This window comes from Pseudomonas sp. W2Jun17 (assembly GCF_023127795.1).
Classification (GTDB): Bacteria; Pseudomonadota; Gammaproteobacteria; order Pseudomonadales; family Pseudomonadaceae; genus Aquipseudomonas; species Aquipseudomonas synxantha_A.
The window spans coordinates 1-1,313 of sequence record NZ_SPKO01000021.1 but is presented as its reverse complement, the minus strand read 5'-3'; the positions used below and the strand labels follow the sequence as shown (position 1 = coordinate 1,313).

At 54.8% G+C, this 1,313-nt stretch carries 1 protein-coding gene; it reads right to left on the bottom strand.

Going from position 1 to position 1,313, the window contains the following annotated elements; genetic code table 11:
- Nucleotides 1-37: 37 nt before the first annotated feature.
- Nucleotides 38-1,260, bottom strand: a protein-coding gene (locus E4O98_RS11925) for an IS3 family transposase (RefSeq protein ID WP_187432757.1) whose coding sequence is annotated in 2 segments (ribosomal slippage) — nucleotides 38-909 and nucleotides 909-1,260 — 1,224 coding nt in all. Because the reading frame shifts where the segments join, the coding sequence is not laid out codon by codon here.
- Nucleotides 1,261-1,313 lie beyond the last annotated feature (53 nt).

Below are 1,313 nucleotides of genomic sequence, written 5' to 3'. Positions count from 1 at the left end.
TGTCTAGTCCTGAAATAGATTTACACCTGTTTCAGTCTCAAAACGCCCGATGCACCGCATCGGGCGTTTTGTATTTCAGGGACAGGTGTGGCCGTTCCCCGTTGTAGATCAGCACCGACTCATCCACCATTTTCACTGCGTCCGCCAGATTTTTAGGGCGATACAGCAGGAACTCGGTCTTCAAAATGCCGTTTATCCTCTCCGCCAGAGCATTCTGGTAGCAGTCATAGCCGTCGGTCATTGAGCATCTGATGCCATGACTAGCGTGCAAACGTTGATAACGTTCAGAGCAGTATTGGGCTCCGCGGTCTGAGTGATGGATCAGTGGCAGCGTGCTTCGGCGTTCACCAACTGCCTTTTCCATCGCCTTGACCACCGACTCGGTATGCAAGCTCTCATGCACATGATGGCCTACGATCTTGCGCGAGTAGGCGTCTGTCACCAGACTCACATAAACCACGCTTTCCTGTGTCGGCAGATAGGTTATGTCTGCAACCCAGACCTGCTCTGGCCTATTGGCCACAATCTGCTCCTGACCCGCTTTGAGTAGGTTAGGATGGCGGCGAAAGCGGTGATGGCTGTCTGTCGTTTTGTGGTAAGCCCGTTTGCGCACAACCAGCTCTCGAGCGTTGCGCAGGATGCTAAACAGGCGGTCTCTGCCGACCCGCACTGATGCGCCGACTTCGACGCTCATCAGGTAATGCAGCTTGCGCGTGCCTATCCGTGGCTGGCGGCGGCGCTTTTCAAGAACAAAGTCCATGACTTCTTGATCTTGACGAGCCCTCTCGTCGAAAGCCCGATTGCGTTGGTAATACGCTTGGCGCGAAATGCCCATGAACAGGCAAGCCCTGGTGACGCTCAGGCCTTGGATTTGCCCTTGCGAGAGGACTTGCCGGGTCGCTTTTTTACGATGGAAACACCGTAGTCATTCTTCAGAACATTCACGACGGCTTCGAAGAATTGCGCTTTCTGATTGCTTAGCGCCAGCTGTTCTTCGAGCTCTTTGATCCGCTGCTCGGGGGTCAGCGGGAGGGTTGGCTCGGTCATGGACCTGCTCCTCGGTTCTCGAATTGAGGCGCCTTGGCTCCAGTCCTGCCGGCCATGCTTGCGTAGCCAGACCAGTACCGTGGACCGGCCCTGAATGCCGTAGCGCCGTTGAGCCTCTTTATAACTCAACTCGCCCTTTTCGACCTGGTCTACGACTGATAATTTAAAGGCTAGCGTGTAGTCACGCTGGCTCCGCCTTTTGCCCGAATCCATTGACTCCTCCTGAATATAGGCCAGAAGGCGTAAACCTTATTCAGGACGGGACA